The sequence below is a fragment of the Azospirillum sp. 11R-A genome (assembly GCF_049472615.1).
In the GTDB taxonomy this organism is placed as follows: Bacteria; Pseudomonadota; Alphaproteobacteria; order Azospirillales; family Azospirillaceae; genus Azospirillum; species Azospirillum palustre.
In genome coordinates this window covers 160,291-176,228 of record NZ_JBCEBL010000016.1, presented here as the reverse complement: position 1 = coordinate 176,228, position 15,938 = coordinate 160,291, and the positions used below count along the sequence as shown (strand labels likewise).

The window sequence follows — 15,938 nt, the reverse complement described above, 5'->3', positions numbered from 1 at the left end:
AGCAGATCTTCCAGGTGATCCAGGAGATCAACCGGGAGCAGAAGATGACGGTGTTCATGGTGGAGCAGAACGCCTTCCATGCGCTGAAGCTGGCGCACCGGGCCTATGTGATGGTGACGGGGAAGATCACGATGACGGGGACGGGCGCGCAGCTTCTGGCCGACCCGGAGGTTCGCGCGGCCTATCTGGAAGGGGGACACTGAGATGGAAACGCTCCTTGGCTCTTCCGTTCCGGTGTTCGTGTTCCTGACGGTGCTGGCGTTCGGCGGCTGCGGGGTTCTGACCGGGCAGACGCTGGCGGAAGGGTGGAAGCCGGTCTCCAGCGTGCTGGCCTACTCGCTGCTGCTGGGGGTGGGCGACCGCTTCCTGGCCTGGGGCCTGTTCGGCGAGCAGCTCTTGTCGCTGTGGGGCTTCATCGTCCACACGGTGGTGATCGGGCTGATCACGCTCACCGCACACCGCATCGCCATCGCACGACGCATGGTCAACCAGTATCCGTGGCTCTATGAGCGCGCGGGACCGTTCGCCTGGCGCGACCGCACCGGCACCGCCGGTTGAGCAGGGCCGGTTAAGCAGGTGCGACTAGACATAAGGAATTAGACCGTACGGCTGATTGGTGCCCGCGAAACTGTCGCACTGTGCGCCACTCGGGGTATGGTATTCTGGAACCCGCCGGAGGGGACCCGGCGGCAAGGCCCGAAAGGGCCGGGGGTATGTTGCAACAGGGACCACTTCATAGAACAGGGAGCAAGCACACCCATGAAATTCAAGCTGTCCCTTCTCGCCGCGATCGCGGCGACCGCGCTCTCCGCCACGGCCGCCAAGGCCGACATCGCGGTGGCCACCGCCGGCCCGATCACCGGCCAGTACGCCACCTTCGGCGAGCAGATGAAGAAGGGCATGGAGCAGGCCGTCGCGGACATCAATGCTGCCGGCGGTGTTCTGGGCCAGAAGCTGAAGCTGGAAGTCGGCGACGACGCCTGCGATCCCAAGCAGGCCGTGGCCGTCGCCAACCAGCTGGCCAAGGCCGGTGTGAAGTTCGTGGCAGGTCACTTCTGCTCGGGCTCGTCGATCCCGGCCAGCCAGGTCTATGCCGAGGAAGGGATGATGCAGATCTCCCCGGCTTCGACCAACCCGAAGCTGACCGAGCAGGGCCTGAAGAACGTCTTCCGCGTCTGCGGCCGTGACGACCAGCAGGGCCTGATCGCCGGCAAGTATCTGCTGGACAAGTACAAGGGCAAGAACATCGCCATCCTGCACGACAAGTCGGCCTACGGTAAGGGGCTGGCCGACGAGACGCAGAAGGCGCTGAACGCCGGCGGCCAGAAGGAAGCCATCTACGAAGCCTACACGGCCGGTGAGAAGGACTATTCCGCCCTGGTGTCGAAGCTGAAGCAGGCGAACATCGACGCCGTCTATGTCGGTGGCTACCACACCGAGGCCGGCCTGATCGCCCGCCAGATGAAGGACCAGGGCCTGAAGGCCATCATCGTGTCGGGCGACGCGCTGGTGACCAACGAGTACTGGGCCATCACCGGCGATGCCGGCGAGGACACCATGATGACCTTCGGTCCGGATCCGCGCGAGAAGCCGGACGCCAAGGTTGTCGTGGAGAAGTTCCGCAAGGCGGGCTACGAGCCGGAAGGCTACACCCTGTACACCTACGCCGCTCTCCAGATCTGGGCGAATGCGGTGAAGCAGGCGAACTCGACCGACGCTGCCAAGGTTGCCGACGTCATGCGCAAGGGCAGCTACGACACCGTGATCGGCAAGATCGGGTTCGACGCCAAGGGCGACGTCACCAGCCCGGCCTATGTCTGGTACAAGTGGCACAACGGCCAGTACGCCGAAGTGAAGTAAGCGAAACGCTTCTGCGTTCCGCGCGAAAGGGTCGGCACTTTGTGCCGGCCCTTTTTTTTTGGGGATTTAGAGAAATGCCCGGGCTTAATGAATGAGCCGGTCAGGGAATAGGTCGGGGAACATAGGCGACGCGGTGCTGGGTCATGGCTGGCTGCGCCGCGGCAATTGTCTGGGAGGAGAGCCCGGTCGCCACACGCCGGCCCGACCGCTCGGTCAGCAGCCGTTCGCATGTGCTCATCACCTCCCGCCAGAAGGCGGCGGCACGGGTGTGATTGGCGGCCGTGAGTTCGACAAGACGAACGCGGCTCATTCGAATCGCGGTTTCGCCCAGTTCATCAACCAGGCGGGTCGCGAAGACAAGCACGTCGAGATCGGTGTTCATGACCGCTATGAACCCACAGCCGCGCCGTTAGTTCCACTCTCAAAGAGCCTTGCGGCAAAGGGTCATCGGGGGTGCCCCGGACGTGCTGCGTCGCAACAACGCAAATGCGGCATCGGCAAAGGGTCACCGAACGGACACTCGCCACGGCAGGGGGTTTTTGTGCTTCAATGGCGCCCTTCGCGGCGACTGAGACGGTCGCCGGTATGGGACGGGTTTTGGAGAACGAAAATGCGCAGGAAGCGCGAGGTGGTCGAGGGACAGATTTATCGCAAGCTGTCCCCCAGCGGCGGCTATTGGGAAGTGATCGCCATCCGCAAGGACGGCATGGGCACCCAGCATGCCCAGATGAAGCGCACCGACGACCCGAAGACGCTGAAGACCCTGTCGGTGGCGACGCTGCTCGATCCGCACGAGTTCGAGATCGTCACCGAATAACCGCCGTCAGGCCGGTGCGATGGCGGCCGGCCGGCGGTAGAGGTCGGCCGGCGGAAGCGAAGCCGGCCCGCCAGCCGGCCCGGCGACCCGCTCCAGCCGCCCCTTGCGGATCAGGTGGTTGAGGTGGGCCACCGCCTCGCCCACGGCGAAGAGCATCTGCTGCGGGTCGAGCGGGCGCGGAAACAGCGCCCGTGTCACCGCCGCGGCGGTCCGGGGGGCTGAACACAGCGTCTCGATCTCGGCCAGCCGCTCCCCATGGTGGAGAACCAGCTCCGCCGCACGCCGGTGCAGGCCGCGGAAGGGGCGGCCGTGGGAGGGCAGGACCAGCGTGTCCGCCGGCAGGACGCTCCATCCCTCAAGACTGGCGAGATAGTCGGCGAGCGGATCGGCGTCCGGTTCCGACGGCCAGACGCTGATGTTCGGGCTGATGCGGGGGAGGATCTGGTCGCCGGAAATCAGCAGGTCCGGGTAGCCGCCGCCGGCCGGCCGGTGCAGGCTGACCGGTTCCGCCGTATGGCCGCTGCCGCCGATCACCGTCCAGTGGCGGTCGCCCACCGGCAGCCGGTCGCCGGCCCGCAGGCGGGTCAGCGTCGCCGGCACGGCGGGCACACCGCGGCTGTAGGCCCCCTTGCGGGCGAGCAGCGATTGCAGCGTATCCTCCTCCAGGCCGCAGCGGCGATAGAACCGTTCGACCACCGCGTCGGTGGCGGCATCGTTGCCGGCCGACAGGGTGCGGGCGAACAGCCATTCGGTCAACGAGGTCGCGAAGCCGGCACCGGTCCGCTCCACCAGCCAGGCGGCGGCACCGATATGGTCGGGATGGAAATGGGTGACGACCACCCGCTCCACCGGGCGCCCGCCCAGCGCATCGCGCAGCAGCACCTCCCACACCGCGCGGCTGCGCGGATCGCCGAGCCCGCAATCGACCAGCGTCCAGCCGGCCGTGCCACCGTCCAGCGCCCAGACATTGATGTGGTCGAGCTGGAAGGGAAGGGACAGCCGGATCCACAGCACACCGGGCGCCACCTCCTGCCAGCCGCCGGGATCGGGAGTGGTGCAGAGGGGGTAATCGACCGAACCGTCCGGGGTAGAGGGCATTGAGGTGTCTGTCCAAGTTATTGTTATCGCGACAGGAAATGCCCCTGAGCCGGCTGAGGCAGATCTGCAACAGGAAAAATGGGCCTGCGGCAGCAGGATTGGAAGCTGCGGATCCGTATCCATTGTCGGGGCCGGAGCCCGTTCTGTCACGCACTTCGCCGCAGGCCGGGATGTCCCGATCGACCAACGCCGTCAACGATGGGAACAAGAACATGACGATGCGTGGGATTTTGCTGGGCACGGCACTGACCGTCGCTCTGCCTTCGCTGGCTGCCCCGACCGCCGCTTTTGCCGGTACGGAAGGCTTCTACGTCGGTGCTGGCGCCGGCGTGAACTGGACCGAGGATGCCGACCTCAGCAGCTATCCGGCTCCCGGCCTGGGCCTGAAGGAGGAATTCAAGATCGGCGGCATCGGCGACCTGTCGGTCGGCTACGCCACCGCGATGGGCCTGCGCGCCGAGCTGGAGGCCGCCTGGCGGTGGCGCAACAGCGTCGACGGCACCAGCAGCGCCACCCCCGGCCTGAACAATCTGGGCGGCAGGATGAGTTCGGTCGCCTTCATGGGCAACCTGCTGTACGACATCGACATCGGCCTGCCGATCACCCCCTATATCGGTGCCGGTGCCGGTATCGCCGGGGTCAAGCAGTCGCTGAACGGCGCCAGCGACCGCGATTGGGTCTTCGCCTATCAGGGCATCGTCGGCGCATCCTATGCGATCAACGACAATGTCGCGCTGACGCTGGATTACCGGTATTTCGCCACCGTCGATCCGGAGTTCGAGCTGGGCCCGGTGACCTCGAAGGGCGAGTACCGCAACCACACGATCCTCGCCGGCCTGCGCTACACCTTCGGCGGTCCGGAGCGTGCGGCGCCCATCGCCGCCCCGGCGCCGGCAGCCCCGCCGATGGCAGCCCAGCCGCAGAGCGAGTATCAGGTGTTCTTCGATTGGGACAAGGCGGTCATCACGCCGAACTCCGACAAGATCATTGCCGATGCCGCCGACGGCGCCAGCCGGGCGCGTGCCGTCCGCATCCAGGTGATCGGCCACACCGACACCTCGGGCGCACCGTCCTACAACCAGAAGCTCTCGCTCCGCCGCGCCGAGGCGGTGCGGCAGGCCATGATCAAGCATGGCACGCCGGCCAACATCATCACCATCGAAGGCGTCGGCGAGAACCAGCTGATGGTCCCGACCGGTCCGAACGTGCGCGAGCCGTCGAACCGCCGTGCCCAGATCATGATCAAGATCTCCTGAACGGCAAAGGGGGGAGGGGCGACCGCCTCTCCCCGCAGGCGCCTGCAATCCTTCCAGGCGTCGCGGCAGTGGAACCAAGGTGCCGGACGTGCGAAGGAGGTAGCGCGGACCGTTGCGTCAGCGTATGACCATACGGTACCCAAGGCATCTTCGGTCCGAGACGTTACATGCAGGTTCTGATCGCCGACGATCATTCCATCGTCCGCAGCGGCTTGACCCATCTGGTGGGTGAACTGGACGAGCAGGCCACCGTGGTGGCCGCCACCAGCTTCAGCCAATTGAACGCCATCCTCGACGGCGCGATGCAGGACGGCGGAACCGCGTTCGACCTCATCGTGATGGATCTGCGCATGCCGGGTCTGGGCGGGCTGGAGGATGTGGAGGCGCTGGTCAAGCGCGTCGCGCCGGTTCCGGTCGCCATCTTCTCGATGATCGAATCACCCGACGAAATGCGCGCGGTGCTGTCGCGCGGCGTCCGCGCCTTCATTCCGAAATCAACCGACGACGTCCTGGTGGTGAACATCCTGCGGCTGGTGATGGCCGGCGGATCCTATGTGCCGCCGGTGCTGGGCATGCCGGGCGCACCGGCCCACGCGGCTGCCGGAACCCCGCGTGCCGTGGCCCCCAGCATCTTCGACGGGCTGACCCGCCGACAGCTGGAGGTTCTGGACCTGCTGGCCCAGGGCCTGTCCAACCAGGAGATCGGCGAGCGGCTGGGCCTGAACCTGTCCACCGTGAAGACCCACGTGACCGGCGTGCTCAAGGCGCTGGGCGTCGGCAGCCGCACCCAGGCGGTTCTGCTGGTCAAGGAGTCGGGGCGCGACCGTCTGGTCTGAGGCGCGCGGCGATCACAGGATCGCGTTCAGCAGCGATCCGCGCCCGCCATAGCTGCCGCCGGACCCGCCCAGCAGCATCGCGGAGGGGTTGAGCGAGGCGCTGCCCGCGCCCAGGATCGAGGCCAGACTCTGAAGCTTGGTGTTGCCGCCGAAGGGGTTGTCGCCCTTGGCCGGCTGCTTGGCGATGGTGTCGTAATCCTTGCTGTAGTTGCCCATGCGCAGCTGGACGCCGTAGCTCTTGGCATCCTTGACCGGGACATCCTTGTCGCGGGCAACGCGCAGGGTGTAGTCGCCCTTGTCCAGCGTCATCTGGCCGGATTTCAGCTTCTGGAAGGCGTCATAGCTGGCGCCGGCATCCTTGTTGCTGTCGGCGACGACCTTGCCGCCACGGTCCATCAGCTGAAGCCGGACGCCGGCATCGCCCACCGTCCCCAGCGTCACGGCGCCGGATGTGGGCACGTTGAATTTGTAGAAATCGGCCGGATCGTTGGAGGCCAGCGAACTGAAGACGTTCAGCCGGCTGGTGTCCTTCGCCAGGGTGCCGATGCTCGTCGCGAACGGTGCGGCGTTCATCGCCGACTTGTTGACGGTCTGCTCGTACTCCTGGACTTTGCCGGTCGCGCCACCATTGCCCGTTGCCTGCTGCTGCACGCGCTTGACCGCGGCGTCGATCGACTGCTGCAGGCTCTGGGCCATGCTGCCGACATCGGCGTAACTGGACAGGCTGACCATGGTGCGCTCCCCTCGTTCCACATTCCCGTCAGGAAATGACAATCGAAGGGTGTGCAGGATGTGGGCCAGAGCTAAGCTATTGATTTGACAAAGGTTGTGGCAGGCTCATCGGTGCCGGGCGGCAGGTTTGGACCGGCGGGGCGGCAGGATTTACCCAGCGGCGCCGACATATCGGGTCGGCCGTCCCGGCACTCCGGTCAGACGATGGACAGCATCGCCGCCGCCGGCGCGTCGATCGCATCGGCGAGAGCGCGCAGGCCGCGGGCGGCCTCGTCGCGGCTGCGTGGCATGCACAGGCCGACACGCACCGCATGGGGGGCACTGGCGCGGCCGACGGCGAAGGCGTCGGCACCGGTGACGATCACTCCGCGGCGGCGCGCTTCTCCGATGAAGTCCTCGCGCCGCCAGGGTTCGGGCAGGACCAGCCACAGATGCTGGGCCGCCGGGTGGCCATAGACGGTCTCGGCCGGCAGGATGGAGCGGGCGAGACGCTGGCGAGCCAGATCCTCCTCCCGCTGGGTGGCGACGATGCGGTCGGCGGTGCCGTCCTGAATCCAGCGTGCGGCCACCTCCGCCGGCAGGGCGGGAGCGGAATATTGCAGGGCCCGGATTGCGGTCTCGACACGGGTGCGCAGTTCCGCCGGAGCGACGACGAAGCCCAGCCGCAGGCCGGCGGCGAGGCTCTTCGACACGCTGGACACATAGAGCGTGATGTCGGGGGCCATGGTCTGGATCGGCACGGCATCCGGCACCATGAAACCGAACACGTCGTCCTCGATCAGGATCACGCCATAGCGGCGGGCGATCTCTACGATCTCGCGCCGGCGGGCGGCGGGCATGACGACCGCCGTCGGATTCTGCAGGGTCGGCACCAGATAGGCCGCCTTCGGCCCCAGCCGGCGGCAGGCGCTGTCGAAGGCGTCCGGCACCAGACCATGCTCGTCGATGGCGACGCCTTCCAGATGATAGCCCTGGGTGGCGGCCAGCGCCTTGGTGCCGATGTTGGTCAGCCGCTCCGCCAGGATGACGTCGCCGGGACGGGCAACGGCGGCCAGCGCCACCGCCAGCGCGTTCTGCGCCCCGGTGGTCAGCAGCACCGACTCTGGCGTCGCCTTTACCCGGTGCTGGCGCTCCAGCCAGGATGCCGCGGCGGCACGGTGGTCGGGCAGGCCGGCATGAGGGCCGTAGCCGATCAGTTTCGCCGCATGTCCCGATGCCGCGATGGCGGACAGCGTCTGGCCGAAGGTCTGCACCGCCACGGCATGTTCGGGATGGACCGTGGTCATGTTGACGATGGCGGGACCCGCCGAGATCTCCCCGGCAGGCGGCCAGCCGAGCGGCAGGGGGGTGGTTGGCGGACGCTGCCCCTGGACGAAGGTCCCGCGGCCGACCTCGCCGCCGATCAGCCCACGCTTCTCGGCCTCGGTATAGGCGCGCGTCACCGTTCCCACCGTCACGCCGAGGCGGAAGGCGAGGTCGCGGTGCGTCGGCAGCCGCGTGCCGGTCGGCAGCACGCCCTCCGCGATGTCGTCGGCCAGCGCGTCGGCGATGACGCGATAGAGCGGGCCGGGACGGCCCTCCAGGTTCGGGGTCCAGTTTGTCATGGGGACAAATGTGGCATTGTCCCGACCCGCTGGCAAGATCGCCTGCGATTGTCCCTATCGGCCGCTGTGGCGGGGCGGAACAATCTGCCAATCCCTGTCGCAGTTCCGTTACACTCCAGCTTGTGTCAAATTGCCGGAACCGATAGTTTCGGTGCTGGGTGTGGCAGACAATCCGCCACCCGTCTCAATCCGGTACGGGGGACAATGCACACCATCGCGGTGGTCGACGACGATCCCATCACCCGCGAGACCCTGAAGGCCTACCTGGAAGGGGAGGGCTATCGGGTGATGCTGGCGCGGGACGGCGACCAGCTGTCGGCGCTGCTGGCGCGGGGGCGCATCGACCTGCTGCTGCTGGATATCCGGCTGCCCGGCAAGGACGGTCTGGCGGTGACGCGGGAACTGCGGGCGGCCTCCAACATCGGCATCATCCTGATCACCGGGCGGTCCGACCGCATGGACCGGCTGATCGGGCTGGAACTGGGCGCCGACGACTACATCACCAAGCCGTTCGAACCCCGCGAGATCCTGGCGCGCACCCGCAGCCTGCTGCGCCGCATCGTCAAGCCGACCAGGCCGGCGGGCGGGCGGGTGAAGCGGTTCGACGGATGGGAACTGCATCTGGACAAGCGCCGGCTGCGCGGTCCCGATGGGGAGGACGCGCGTCTGACCTCCGCCGAATTCGAGCTGCTCGCCGCCTTCGTCGAGAATCCGGGGCGGGTGCTGAGCCGCGACGACCTTCTCGACCTGACCTTGCGCGGCGATTCGGTGCCGTACGACCGCTCCATCGACCGGTTGGTCCGCCGCCTGCGCCGGGTGGTGGAGCACGACCCCGCCGACCCCACCCGCATCGTCACCGTCCATGGCATGGGATACATGTTCCAGGCTGCGGTGGATTGATCAGCTTCCGATTTGCGGCAGCGATTTCAGGAAACCATCGACATCGTCCAGCACCGGGTTCAGCCAGCGCAAGGGTGCGGCCAGCGCGGCGACGATGCGGATGTGGCCGATATCGTCATACTCCACCGTGCGCACGCTTCCGCCGACCTCGCGGGCCTTGGCCGCCAGATTCCGGCTGTTGCGGGGCAGGACCGTCTCGTCGGCGGTGCCGGTGGCGAGGAACAGGGGCGGCAGCGGGGCGGCGACATGGGTGATCGGCTGGGTGTCCGGCCGCGTCTTCTCCGGGCCGAACAGGTCCTTCAGCATGTCGCTCTGCAGGGGCAGGAAGTCGTAGGGACCGGCCAGTCCCACCGCGGCGCGCAGGTCGCGGGCGGGGTCGAGTTCCTGTTCGGCGAGCCAGCGGCGATCCATCGCCAGCATCAGGGCATTGTAGGCCCCGGCCGAATGGCCCATCACCGCCACCGGCCCGGGCTGGGCGCCATGTTCGGCACCATGGCGCCGGACCCAGGCCACCGCGGCGGCGGAATCGCGCAGGAACTCCGGATAGCGCACCTGCGGATAGAGCCGATAGTCAGGGATGGCGACGCTGTAGCCGCGGCTGGTCAGCGCCTGGGCGACGAAGCGGTACATGCCCTTGTCGCCGGTCTCCCAATTGCCGCCATAGAAGAACACCACCGTCGGCGCCCCCGGCGCCGGCCGGACGGGCCGGTAGAGATCAAGCCGCAGGCGCGGATCGTCGGCGAAGGGCAGGTCGGTGGCGACCGTGTAGCCCGACCGTGGGGTGAGCGCATCGACGATCTGCGGGCCGGAACAGGCGCCCAGAAGCGGCATGAGCAGGAGAGGGGCGAAAACCCAGGGGTTCAGTCCTGGTCGTTTCAGGGCACGTCTTGGCATGGCCCGACAGCAGATAGGGCGCGGCCGGCGACGGGAAAGGGGACTGAAAAAGGCAAGGCTGGAAAGGGGAGGCGGACTCAGGACTGCGCGGGCGAGGTCCGGCGTTGTGGGCGGGCGGCGGCTGCGCCGTCCTCCTCGGGCTTGGCCGGCTTGCGGAAGGTGCTGAGTTCGGAAATGCGGTTGACGGTCAGGCCGTTGAGGCGGCAGCCGGCGACCTCGACGATTTCGAAACCGGCCTTGCGTGGATAGCGGGCGGCGACCCGTTCGCGGGCCTCGCGCTCGCCATCGGCGATCAGCAGGAAGCGGCGCACCCCGGTCCAGCCGCGATATCCGCGCTGGTCGGACAGGCTGACGCCGATGGGGTGGCAGCGCACCGCGACCTCCCAGAAACGGCCGGGGCGCGGCTCGTTCCGGTCGAAGACGACATAGCGCTGCATCGGAGCCGACTTCTTCTGGTCCAGCTCCAGAATGGCGGCCTGCATGTCGATCTCCGCCTTCTGGACGCGCTTTTCCATGTCCGCATAGTGGTGCGCCAGCTGGGCATAGTCGGAGGCGACGTCGGCGACCTCCTTGGTCACGTCCTCCACCTTGTCCTTCAGCTTGGACATGGCGATCCGCGTCACGACCAGCTGGCGGCGCCAGTAGCGGTTGGACAGGACAGTCAGCACCATCAGGCCCAGCGCGAAATACAGCATCATGCCGGTCATGGCGCCGTCCCCCTCATGTATCCCTCGATCATGCCGCGTCAGCCTCGACCTCGGGGTCGGGAGCGAGCGCCAGGGGGACCACGGGTGAGCAGATCACGCCGTTGCGCTGGGAAAAGCTGGCCCGCACCGTGCCATGGGCCTGTTCGGTGGACGGAGCGGTGATGTGGGCGACGTTGCGGTATTCCCAAATCTGGCGCGAGAAGACGATGTCCTTGCGGTCCAGCTCGTTGAAATTGGGACCGACCGCCAGCTGCGCCCAATAGATGTCGCCGTCGCTGTCCTGCTCGCCCAGCTCGTGGACCAGTTCGATCTTGGAAAATTCCAGGGCGCGCAGCTCGGTCAACGCCTTCTGGCGCCGGCCGTTGAATTCGGTCAGGCGGGCTTGCAGGGTCGTCAGGTCAACGCGCTTGCGCTCCGTCTTCTGGCGCCATTCGGCGAGTGCGGCGCGTTTCTTGTCGTACTGGCGCTGGTTCATCGCCTCGCGGGTCTTTTCCGCGCTGACGCGGCCGACATCGACGACGATGGAAAGTCCGAGCGCGGCGGCGCTGGCAATCAGAAGCAGCATCCCCAGGAATTCGGCCGAAATGACCATTCGCCCTCCGCCAGCCGCACCGAATGCCTGCGCCGGTCCATCGACGCATGGTGCCACGACCGGCGAAGGGCGGCGATGCCCTCGCGACAACCCGTCGCACGGGGCGGATCATACCATCGCGCTCCGTGCCGGGGTTGTCATTTTTAGCCGAAATAGGGGCAAACCCGCCTTTTTTGTTAGGGTTTATGACCGAACGCCGAACAGGCGAAGGAAAGCCGGCGGCCGGTCATAGTTCTGCCGGTCAGTCGGACTTTCCTTCGGGCTCGAAGCTCATGGCGACGCCATTCATGCAATAGCGCTTGCCTGTCGGCCGCGGCCCGTCGTCGAAGACATGGCCGAGATGGCCTTTGCAGGATGCGCAATGAACTTCGGTGCGCGGATAGGCCAGCTTGTAGTCGGTGGAGGTTTCGACCGCTCCCGGCAGCGGCTCCCAGAAGCTGGGCCAGCCCGACCCGCTTTCGTATTTGGTGTCGCTGGCGTACAGCGGCTGGCCGCAGCCGGCACAGCGGTAGACGCCGTGGCGCTTCTCGTCGTTCAGCGGGCTGGTGCCCGGATATTCGGTGGCGTGCTCGCGCAGGACCTTGAACTGGTTGGGCGACAGGTCCTGCTTCCACTCCTGTTCGCTTTTGGCCGATGCTGTCTTGTCCGATTCGGGCATGCCGCCGGTCTCCCATGCAGATGGTCGGTGTTCTGAGCCCATTATATTGGGTCGCCATTCCCCCTACCCAAGCCGGAGGAGGCATCGATCACGCGGTCGTGACCGGCGGGCCGGCCTATGCCGGACCGGAAATGTCCCCTGTAACCAAAGATTCTTGCCGATCCGCCCAAGGTTCGACGGCTGGCATCTTCCGGAATTGAACCGATTTCGGTAACATCCAGCATGCCAACAGTCCGGGACAGCGTGTCCGGGACGGAAATGCCGGGGCAACGACGCGCCGCATGATGGATGAACGCTACCTCCGGGCGGTTCGCGATGCGCTGGTGCGCCACCAGCAGTGGCTTCTGCGCGACCCGGCAGGGAAGGGGCGGCGCGCCAACCTCAGTTTCTACGATCTGACCGGGCTCGGCCTCAACCGCGTCAACCTGTCGGGCGCCAAGCTGACCGGCGCCAGCCTGACACGGGCGCGGCTGGTCGGCACCCTGCTGTCCAAGGCGGATCTGTATGGCGCCGACCTGTCGAAGGCCGACCTGACCGGGGCGCAGTTGCAGGGGGCGGATTTGCGCGGCGCCAGGGTGGACGGTGCCCGTCTGCAGAATGCCAACCTCCAGGGCGCCGACCTCCGCCGCGGCATGGTTCTGGACAGCGGCGAGTTCCGGGCCGCCGGCAATACGGACGGCACCACCACCTTCGTCGGCTGCACCCTGTCCGAGGCGGTGCTGACCGATTGCCGGATGGCGCAGTGCGATTTCAGCGGCAGCGACCTGTCCGGCGCCGACCTCACCGGCAGCGACCTCAGCGGCGCCATCCTGATCGGGGCCGACCTGACCGGGGCGACCATGCGCAAGACGACACTGGACGGCGTGCTGATGTGCGGCGCCCGGCTGAACGACGAGCTGCGTACGGCGCTGGAGCGGCACGGCATCGATGTCGACGGCACCGGCCTGACCACCACGGCGGCGCGGATGAGCGAGCTGATCGCCGAGCATCAGATCTGGGTCGACAAGCTCGGCAAGGGCGGCGACCGCATCCAGCTCCAGCGGGTCGATCTGCGCGGCTACAACTTTGCCAACCAGCTGCTGTGCGGGGCGGTGATGCGGTTCTGCGGGTTGCGCGGGGCCGATTTCTCGGGCGCCAAGCTGATGATGGCCGATTTGTCCTACAGCGACCTGCGCGATGCCGACTTCACCAGCGCCGACCTGTCCGGCTGCAATCTGGAAGGTGCCAATCTGGCCGGAGCGAAGCTGTGGCGGGCCAAGTTCCGCAAGGTGGACCTCAGCGGCGACGGCAGCCGGCTGTGGCCGACCAGCTTCGCCAAGGCGCGGCTGACTGGCGCCGACCTGCGCGACGCCAGCCTTGCCGGCGTGGTGCTGCGCGGCACCGACCTGACCGCGATCAAGACCAGCTTCGCCACGCTGAAGGGAGCCGACCTGACCGGTGCCCGCGGCTGGCAGCCGTTCGAAGCACCGGCATAATCGCGGTTCAGCTTCCGTCGGCCACCGGGATGCGGCCGGAGACGATACCGCGGCGGGCGGCTTCCACCGCCTCCACCATCGCGGTCGTCACCAGATCGCGGTTGTTTTCGTCGAGCGCGTAATCGACCGCGGACTCGGCAAGGCCGAGCGCAACCGTGCCGGCGGTCCATCGGCCCTGGCGGGCCGCCTCGAAGCTCGATTCCACCGCCAGATCGACCCGCTTCAGCATCGAGGTCAGGATGGAGCCGGGATAGAGGTAGTTCTGGTTGCTGTCGACGCCGATGGCCAGCCGCCTTGCCTCGTTCGCCGCGGCGAAGATGCCGAAGTTGGAGACGCCGGCCCCGGCGAACACCACGTCGGCACCGCGCTGGAACTGGCTGCGCGCCACCTCGGCCCCGCTGGTGGGATCGTTGAAGGCGGCCGGCGTGGTGCCGACGAAATTCACCAGCACCTTGACGTCGCCGCGGGCATGGCGGGCGCCCTGCTCGTAACCGGCGATGAATTTGCGGATCAGGGGGATGTCGAGCGCGCCGATGAACCCGACGGTCCCGCTTTTCGACGCCAGCGCCGCCAGCACGCCGACCAGGAAGGATCCTTCCTGCTCCTTGAAGGTGACGCAGCGAATGTTCGGCCCCTCCGCCACCGCATCGATCAGCGTGAAGCGGACCGCCGGGTGCGCCGGGGCCAGCCGCGCCAGCGGTGTGGCGTAATAGAAGCCGATGGCGACCAGATCGGTCACCCCGCGCCGCAGCAGCGAGGCCGCCGCCTGATCGAACTGCACGGGCGTGGAGGGCAGATATTCGGTGACGGCGATGCCGGTGGCGTTCCTGAACCGCTCCGCCCCGGTGAAGGCGCCCTCGTTGAAGCTCTTGTCGAATTTCTGCCCGGCGGCATAGACGAGTCCGGGGACCAGTCCGGGCTGGATGGCTGCGGCATGCGCGTGGTGCGGAAGCAGCGCCAGGGCGGTGCCGGCGGCACCGAGGGACAGGACCGACCGGCGGGTGGGGTGCTGCATGGCGCGGCCTCTGGCTGGGTGGAAGCCTGTGATCCGGGTTCAATTTTAGGCATGGATTACTGGGGTGAACCAGAATTTTATTGCGCTGTGACCACGGTGATTTGACCAGAACCCAGATTGTCGCGGCGGCGTTACGTCGCGGCTTGCTCAAGGCTGCCATGCCGAGACAGGACTTTGCGTCCAGCAGCGAAGGGATCAGCTTAAAAGCTGCGGATTCCGTCCGGCCGACTCCCCCCATTCATTCATATCCGGATTTCCTGATGCTCGCGCGCCTTGCCGCCGTCCGTTCCCGTTCGCCTGCCGAAAGCCCGTTCTTCATCGCCGCGCTGGGCGTGCTGATGTCGTTCGGGCCGATGGGCACCGACATGTATCTGCCCGGCATGCCGGCGATCGGCCGGGACCTGCATGCGGCGCAGGATCAGGTGCAGTGGACGCTGTCCGCCTTCTTCCTGGGGTTCGGCGTCGGGCAGTTGCTGTGGGGGGCCTTGAGCGACCGGTTCGGCCGGCGGATTCCGGTGGCGACCGGCATCCTGCTTTACGCCATCGGCTGCGTCGGCTGTTCGATGACCGTCGATGTCGGCCATCTGGCGGCATGGCGCTTCGTGCAGGCGGTGGGGGCCTGTGCCGGGCCGGTGCTGGTCCGCGCCATGATCCGCGACGTCTTCGAGCGCGACCGGGCGGCCAGCGTGCTGTCGATGATGATGCTGGTGATGGGGGCCGCCCCGATCATCGCGCCGCTGATCGGCGGCCAGATCCTGGTGTGGGCGAACTGGCGCTGGATCTTCTGGGCCCAGGCCGCCTTCGGCATCGTCGCCTTGCTGGCGCTTGCCAGCCTGCCGGAAACCCATCCCGACTCGCGGCGCACCAGCCTGCGCCCGATGGTGCTGGGAGAGGCCTACCGCAAGCTGCTGACCGACCGCCGTTACCTGGGCTATGCGGTGGGATCGTCCTTCATCTATGCGGGGATGTTCGCCTTCATCTCCGGCTCGCCCTTCGTTTACATCGAGCTGTTCGGCGTGCGGCCGGAGAATTACGGCTTCCTGTTCGGGCTGAACATCGTCGGCATGATCATCGTCAACACGCTGAACAGCCGCGCCGTGATGCGCTTCGGTTCGGACGTGATGCTGCGGATCGGCGTCTGGCTGGCCGCCGCCACCGGCATCCTGCTCGTCGCCTGCGTGCTGGGCGGCTGGGGCGGGCTGTGGGGCCTGGTCGGCTGCCTGTTCCTGTTCATGTCGGTGACCGGATTCTGCTTCGCCAACTCCATGGCCGGGGCGTTGCAGTCCTTCCCGCAGATGGCCGGCACCGCGTCGGCGCTTGCCGGCATGCTGCAATTCAGCACCGGCGCGCTGTCGGGCTGGGCGGTCGGGTTGATGGCCGACGGCACCGCCATGCCGATGGCAGGGGTGATCGGCGGTGCGGCGCTGGTCAGTCTGGCGCTGAACCTGTGGCTGATCCGCCCGGTCCGTCGCCGGTTGCCGGCCTGATGGTAAA

At 67.2% G+C, this 15,938-nt stretch carries 17 protein-coding genes and 1 pseudogene; 9 read left to right on the top strand and 9 right to left on the bottom strand.

The genetic code is table 11. The features are described from left to right. The 3 genes and pseudogenes from VH569_RS21275 to VH569_RS21265 all read left to right on the top strand — a co-directional run. A pseudogene (locus VH569_RS21275) lies at positions 1–203 on the top strand (ABC transporter ATP-binding protein); the annotation flags it as partial. A 1-nt stretch (position 204) separates the two neighbouring features. Further along, positions 205–558: a DUF6867 family protein gene (locus VH569_RS21270; RefSeq protein WP_423317684.1), complete on the top strand. Its 354-nt coding sequence runs from the start codon at positions 205–207 to the stop codon at positions 556–558. A 201-nt stretch (positions 559–759) separates the two neighbouring features. Then, the gene (locus tag VH569_RS21265) at positions 760–1,860 is read left to right on the top strand and encodes a branched-chain amino acid ABC transporter substrate-binding protein (RefSeq protein WP_423317682.1); all 1,101 of its coding nucleotides are present in this window, start codon (positions 760–762) and stop codon (positions 1,858–1,860) included. Between the two features lie 100 nt (positions 1,861–1,960). Here the strand turns inward: VH569_RS21265 and VH569_RS21260 are convergent, their stop codons facing one another. Then, the gene (locus VH569_RS21260) at positions 1,961–2,242 is read right to left on the bottom strand and encodes a hypothetical protein (RefSeq protein ID WP_423317681.1); all 282 of its coding nucleotides are present in this window, start codon (positions 2,240–2,242) and stop codon (positions 1,961–1,963) included. A gap of 228 nt (positions 2,243–2,470) precedes the next feature. Here VH569_RS21260 and VH569_RS21255 point away from each other — a divergent pair, with 228 nt between their 5' ends. Next, a complete protein-coding gene (locus tag VH569_RS21255; protein WP_042696427.1) occupies positions 2,471–2,677 on the top strand; it encodes a hypothetical protein in 207 nt (68 codons plus the stop codon). A 6-nt stretch (positions 2,678–2,683) separates the two neighbouring features. On the opposite strand, the gene VH569_RS21250 is transcribed toward VH569_RS21255, so the two are convergent. Further along, positions 2,684–3,775, bottom strand: a complete 1,092-nt coding sequence (locus VH569_RS21250) for an MBL fold metallo-hydrolase (protein WP_423317679.1) — start codon at positions 3,773–3,775, stop codon at positions 2,684–2,686. Positions 3,776–3,993: 218 nt separating this feature from the next. Here VH569_RS21250 and VH569_RS21245 point away from each other — a divergent pair, with 218 nt between their 5' ends. Together VH569_RS21245 and VH569_RS21240 are read left to right on the top strand one after the other, a co-directional pair. After that, positions 3,994–5,031 carry an OmpA family protein gene (locus tag VH569_RS21245; protein ID WP_423317677.1) on the top strand — a complete coding sequence of 346 codons (1,038 nt, stop codon included), beginning with the start codon at positions 3,994–3,996 and terminating at the stop codon, positions 5,029–5,031. A 167-nt stretch (positions 5,032–5,198) separates the two neighbouring features. Continuing rightward, positions 5,199–5,867 carry a LuxR C-terminal-related transcriptional regulator gene (locus VH569_RS21240; protein ID WP_376965414.1) on the top strand — a complete coding sequence of 223 codons (669 nt, stop codon included), beginning with the start codon at positions 5,199–5,201 and terminating at the stop codon, positions 5,865–5,867. A gap of 12 nt (positions 5,868–5,879) precedes the next feature. Here VH569_RS21240 and VH569_RS21235 read toward each other — a convergent pair whose 3' ends face one another. Beyond that, complete coding sequence (locus tag VH569_RS21235) at positions 5,880–6,599, bottom strand: hypothetical protein (RefSeq protein WP_377807800.1); 720 nt, start codon at positions 6,597–6,599, stop codon at positions 5,880–5,882. Positions 6,600–6,796: 197 nt separating this feature from the next. Then, complete coding sequence (locus VH569_RS21230; protein WP_423317674.1) at positions 6,797–8,203, bottom strand: PLP-dependent aminotransferase family protein; 1,407 nt, start codon at positions 8,201–8,203, stop codon at positions 6,797–6,799. Positions 8,204–8,407: 204 nt separating this feature from the next. Here VH569_RS21230 and VH569_RS21225 point away from each other — a divergent pair, with 204 nt between their 5' ends. After that, positions 8,408–9,103, top strand: a complete 696-nt coding sequence (locus tag VH569_RS21225) for a response regulator (RefSeq protein WP_109051248.1) — start codon at positions 8,408–8,410, stop codon at positions 9,101–9,103. Here VH569_RS21225 and VH569_RS21220 read toward each other — a convergent pair whose 3' ends face one another. From VH569_RS21220 to msrB, 4 genes are all read right to left on the bottom strand, one after another. After that, positions 9,104–9,934, bottom strand: coding sequence for an alpha/beta hydrolase (locus VH569_RS21220; RefSeq protein ID WP_423317672.1), 831 nt, complete (start codon positions 9,932–9,934; stop codon positions 9,104–9,106). It abuts the gene before it with no gap. A 140-nt stretch (positions 9,935–10,074) separates the two neighbouring features. Further along, a complete protein-coding gene (locus VH569_RS21215; RefSeq protein WP_423317670.1) occupies positions 10,075–10,704 on the bottom strand; it encodes a hypothetical protein in 630 nt (209 codons plus the stop codon). Between the two features lie 28 nt (positions 10,705–10,732). Beyond that, positions 10,733–11,269 (bottom strand): hypothetical protein, encoded by a 537-nt coding sequence (locus VH569_RS21210; protein WP_423317668.1) that lies wholly within the window; start codon positions 11,267–11,269, stop codon positions 10,733–10,735. 268 nt (positions 11,270–11,537) lie between these two features. Continuing rightward, entirely contained in the window at positions 11,538–11,954 is a 417-nt protein-coding gene (gene msrB, locus VH569_RS21205; RefSeq protein ID WP_423317666.1) for a peptide-methionine (R)-S-oxide reductase MsrB, read from the bottom strand. A gap of 281 nt (positions 11,955–12,235) precedes the next feature. On the opposite strand from msrB, the gene VH569_RS21200 reads away from it, so the two are divergent. After that, positions 12,236–13,429 (top strand): pentapeptide repeat-containing protein, encoded by a 1,194-nt coding sequence (locus VH569_RS21200; protein WP_423317664.1) that lies wholly within the window; start codon positions 12,236–12,238, stop codon positions 13,427–13,429. Between the two features lie 7 nt (positions 13,430–13,436). Here the strand turns inward: VH569_RS21200 and VH569_RS21195 are convergent, their stop codons facing one another. Next, complete coding sequence (locus tag VH569_RS21195; RefSeq protein WP_423317662.1) at positions 13,437–14,444, bottom strand: BMP family lipoprotein; 1,008 nt, start codon at positions 14,442–14,444, stop codon at positions 13,437–13,439. A 260-nt stretch (positions 14,445–14,704) separates the two neighbouring features. Here VH569_RS21195 and VH569_RS21190 point away from each other — a divergent pair, with 260 nt between their 5' ends. After that, positions 14,705–15,931, top strand: coding sequence for a Bcr/CflA family multidrug efflux MFS transporter (locus tag VH569_RS21190; RefSeq protein WP_109051242.1), 1,227 nt, complete (start codon positions 14,705–14,707; stop codon positions 15,929–15,931). Positions 15,932–15,938: the final 7 nt, after the last annotated feature.